The organism is Paenibacillus sp. SER-28 (genome assembly GCF_052906305.1).
The window spans coordinates 1-4,213 of the sequence record NZ_JBRECM010000027.1; the positions used below are offsets into that span (position 1 = coordinate 1).

A 4,213-nucleotide genomic window follows, 5' to 3' on the forward strand; every position below is an offset into this window, starting at 1 on the left:
GGGATGTAGCTCAGCTTGGTAGAGCACCTGGTTTGGGACCAGGGGGTCGCATGTTCAAATCGTGTCATCCCGATACTGATTTGCGGGTGTAGTTCAATGGTAGAACTCCAGCCTTCCAAGCTGGTAGCGTGGGTTCGATTCCCATCACCCGCTTTTTGCTATAGCGGATTCTTGTTGCCTCAGTGGTGACACCTTATAAATAAAGAGAGCCTGTCTGGGGACAGAGCTCTCTCTTTTTTTGTATTTATCCTCATGTAATCCACATTGTGTTGATTATCCATAATCTTCGGTATCGGTGTATATCGTTCTGATCATACAACTGGCATACACCGATAACCGATCTAGTGGACAGTTTTTACACGGGAATGGTCAGCTGGATGGAGGTTCCCTCGTCTGGAGCAGAGGTTATGCTCATAAATCCCCCTACCCCTCTAGCTCGTTCTTCCATACTGAACAATCCAACTCCCTCTCCTTGGGACTTTCCAGAGAATCCAATGCCTTCATCCCGAATGGTCACTTGTATCATTTCATTTTGATCCTCGACGTCGACATATGCCTCTGCTACATCTGCGTATTTGGCTACATTCGTTAATGCTTCTTGTACAATCCGATAAATTGCAATTTCCTTGCGAATATCAACCCGTTTACGTAAAGTGCATTGAAAATGCACCTCAATCCCGTAATGAGAACAGAAGTTTTCAATATAGGTTCTTATGGCTGGGACAACACCCAGATCATCCAGAACTGAGGGACGAAGTTCCCACGCTAGACCACGAACATCTTTGATGATGTCGGTCACCTGCGAACGAAGATTCTCCAGAGTAGCACTAGGTTGTTCGGCAAGTTGGCTATCCAATTGAATAATAAGTGAAAACAAGCTTTGTCCTATCCCATCATGCAGCTCTCTTGAAAAGCGTTTACGTTCTTCTTCCTGTATTTGCATGACTTGCGTCATCATAGACTGGAGTTCTGCTTCTACTTTCTTCAGTTTAGTGACCTCATTGCGGATCGCTAAGTACTGATAGGGTTTACCTTCCTCGTCCATAAACGGAACGATCGTAGTATTCACCCAATAGTAGCTGTTATCTTTAGCACGATTACGTATTTCTCCTTGCCATACCTCACCTGATCGGATCGTAGTCCACAGGTTTTTCATGAAGGCAGAGGTATGATAGCCTGAATTAATAAGACGATGATCCTGACCGATCAGCTCTTCACGACTGTATTGCGAAATCTCACAGAACTTGTCGTTTACGTACTGAATAATACCTCGATGATCGGTCAAAGCAACGATGGAAGACGTATCTAGAGCAAATTTCAGATTGGATAATTGGTGGAGTGAGTTACGCAGCGCATGAAGAAAAGGGGATTCTGGTATATAAATTTCCAGATCATTCAGCAGTTTATCGGTTGATTCACCAAAGGCATGCTGCAGTAAAGGGTTAGAAGGTTCATTCATAATGGAGCAGCCCCTTTTTTAGTGCGAATTTGACTAGCTCAGGTCGTGTTTTCAAGTTAAGCTTCTCCATAAGATTGCTTTTATGGGACTCTACGGTTTTGACGCTAATCACCAGGTGCTCGGCAATTTCCTTGTTGGCATATCCTTTGGCTACCCACGATAGAATCTCTTTTTCCCGCTCAGACAAGGATTCATAGGGTCCGGCTATGCCTTCCTGTTTGATTTTGTCCAGATATTCACTCATCAGTCGTTTGGTTGCATTCGGGTACAAATAGGCACTACCTTCGGCCACAGACTGGATGGCAGCGAGTAACTCCTCGTGAGGTGCGCTTTTTAAAATATATCCGGATGCTCCAGCCTGAATGGCTCGGAACAGATATTCTTCATCGTCATGCATCGTTAAAATAAGGACTTCTGTATCGGGCAACTGTTTTTTTAATTCAGTGGTTGCCGTGAGACCATCTTTGCCAGGTGGCATGCTAAAATCCATGAGTACGACATTAGGTTGTAGCTCTACTGCTTTACGGATCGCCTCATCCCCGTCTGCTGCATCTCCTACGACCTTAATACCATTTTTGCCGTCCAATAGGGCCATGAGGCCAGAACGTACGACAACATGATCATCCACTACTAGTATACGAATCAATTTGTCATCCCCTCGAACGGTAAAAAAACCGTGCGTTTTGTCATAATCATAGCAAATTTTAGGGATTTCAATCAACAAAGATAGTTAGGGACAGCCATATCAAGTGTTTTATGAGTTTTATTATCTACAGTAACATTGTTGATCTATGGAGTGAGAGGGTAAGCACATAGTTGGCTAAGGCGTTGAGCGACTTGAGTGGCCTCGGCCACATCAGACTCTGTGAACGTCCTCACATCACGATTACCAAGAAGCAGCACACCGTTAGGCAGATCCCCTGTGCTGGAAAAGGGAATAGCAACAGCAGAGTGAAGCTGCTCGGCCAGCATTAGTGCACACTCCTGACGCAGACGTATACTACCCGATAGTAAAGCACTTACAGTCACGGTACGTCCCAAGCGAACAGCCATCCCGGCAATACCATGGCCAATCTTAAAAGAAATAAGGCGATAGCGATTGCTTCGGCTGCCGGAGGCGTAATACCAATGCAGCCTACCACCCGACTTGGACATAAATGCAAGGGCAGTGAGATCACTATAAATAGTATCTCTCAACTGGTTCAGTTCTTTTCGCATTTCATCCGTTATTTGTAGCATAGAAGACACATCCTTTTTCATAACCAAACTATATCTCTAATTCATTGTAGTTCCGACAGTTATAAAAGTAGATCAGGGAACCCCCTGATCTATAGGCGCAGGAAACACTGACTTTTCATCAGGTCGGGTAAGGAGTAGGGAAAAGGTCGATAAATGGGGCGTTAGCTTACCTCGGAAGTGATATTTATCACAGTAAATCAGGGAGTAGGAAGGTATAAAATCAGGTGTTCTCCCGATAACAACCCAGGCATTAAAACATTATGATATAGATATCAGGTAAACACGAGGAGGACGCTAACATGCAAGCCACTTGTATGGAACGGTTTGGGGACGAAGCGGAACGCACGGGAATTCAGATTTATTTGACAGAAGAACATTTTGTTCTGCTAAAAGATATTATGTCCTGGAAGAAGGTAAAGGCAGGCGTTATGCTTTTCCGAGAAGGCGATGATGCAGAGCAGCTTTATTATATACATTCAGGTCATGTTAAACTTCGTAAATCGACAGAAGATGGTAAAGAACTGATTCTGACCATTCAGCATCAAGGCGACTTAATTGGGGAATTTAGCGGGATAGATGGAGAAGAGTATAGTTGCACTGCGGAAACAGCCGATGTGTGTGAGTTAGGCGTCGTGCTTGTTAAGGATCTGGAGTCGCTCTTGTCCAAAAATGGGGAAATGGCACTTCAGTTCATCCAGTGGATGGCGATGAAGCAACGCATTATGCAATCGCGTTTTCGGGACTTACTGTTGTATGGTAAAACTGGAGCGTTAGCATCTACATTGATCCGTGCTAGCAATACATGTGGCGTGGCTGTGAAGGATGGCATTTTACTAAATATGAAGCTAAGTCACTCCGAATTAGGTGAGATGATTGGAGCGACGCGAGAGAGTGTGAACCGGATGCTGAGCGCGCTGAAAGAGCAGGGAACCCTAGATACAAGGGATGGAAAGATTGTCATTCACGATCTCAAGGTATTACGTGGCATGTGCTGCTGTCCTTCGTACGGCCAATGTGCCCATGAAATTTGTCGCCTCTAATATATGAATACCATTAGGCGGGGTCCAAGAGACTTCGCCTTGCTGCATGTCTTCTAACAATCTAGCACATGGGGTAACGAACAACATAGATTAGAAAAAAACTAATCAACGTCGTATAGCGGCTAATTACCAATAATGTATTTATATTAAATGGAACTGAACACATGACATTTTATGAACTAGCTGTTTTGAAGTAACATTGGAGCTAATAATGGTTGACTAAAAGGTGGAGGGATTTCAAGTTTAAAAAAGGGATTATTTACAAGTTGCTTTCTTTTGCTGAAAATGATATATTATTTGAGCTGACAACAAAACAGCAGTTTCAAAAGTGAAAAGCTTGGGTGAAATGATCTTCAAAAAAAGAAAAAATAACCCTTGCATTTTTGAAACGAACATGATATGATCTTATAGCTGCTGAAAAACGCGGCGAAAGAGAAATGTTTGATCTTTGAAAACTGAACAACGAGTGAGTAAA

At 43.5% G+C, this 4,213-nt stretch carries 4 protein-coding genes and 2 tRNA genes; 3 read left to right on the forward strand and 3 right to left on the reverse strand.

What is annotated here, in order from left to right; genetic code table 11:
• Both ACUYLD_RS25350 and ACUYLD_RS25355 read left to right on the forward strand, forming a co-directional pair.
• A tRNA-Pro gene (locus ACUYLD_RS25350) sits at window positions 1-73 on the forward strand.
• Window positions 74-82: 9 nt separating this feature from the next.
• Window positions 83-153 (forward strand) — tRNA-Gly (locus ACUYLD_RS25355).
• A gap of 202 nt (window positions 154-355) precedes the next feature.
• Here the strand turns inward: ACUYLD_RS25355 and ACUYLD_RS25360 are convergent.
• The 3 genes from ACUYLD_RS25360 to ACUYLD_RS25370 form a co-directional block, all read right to left on the reverse strand.
• On the reverse strand, window positions 356-1,459 hold the full coding sequence (locus ACUYLD_RS25360; RefSeq protein WP_446676220.1) for a PAS domain-containing sensor histidine kinase: 1,104 nt from the start codon (window positions 1,457-1,459) through the stop codon (window positions 356-358).
• Window positions 1,452-2,105 (reverse strand): response regulator, encoded by a 654-nt coding sequence (locus tag ACUYLD_RS25365; protein ID WP_016818376.1) that lies wholly within the window; start codon window positions 2,103-2,105, stop codon window positions 1,452-1,454. Before ACUYLD_RS25365 ends, ACUYLD_RS25360 begins: the two co-directional genes overlap by 8 nt.
• A 143-nt stretch (window positions 2,106-2,248) precedes the next feature.
• A complete protein-coding gene (locus tag ACUYLD_RS25370; RefSeq protein WP_061832127.1) occupies window positions 2,249-2,698 on the reverse strand; it encodes a GAF domain-containing protein in 450 nt (149 codons plus the stop codon).
• A gap of 299 nt (window positions 2,699-2,997) precedes the next feature.
• Between ACUYLD_RS25370 and ACUYLD_RS25375 the strand changes: the two genes are divergently transcribed.
• A complete protein-coding gene (locus tag ACUYLD_RS25375; protein WP_061832126.1) occupies window positions 2,998-3,738 on the forward strand; it encodes a Crp/Fnr family transcriptional regulator in 741 nt (246 codons plus the stop codon).
• Window positions 3,739-4,213: the final 475 nt, after the last annotated feature.

Coding starts and splice junctions, on each gene's coding strand:
- ACUYLD_RS25360 (WP_446676220.1), bottom strand. CDS start 1,459: ATGAATGAACCTTCTAACCCTTTACTGCAGCATGCCTTTGGTGAATCA.
- ACUYLD_RS25370 (WP_061832127.1), bottom strand. CDS start 2,698: ATGCTACAAATAACGGATGAAATGCGAAAAGAACTGAACCAGTTGAGA.
- ACUYLD_RS25375 (WP_061832126.1), top strand. CDS start 2,998: ATGCAAGCCACTTGTATGGAACGGTTTGGGGACGAAGCGGAACGCACG.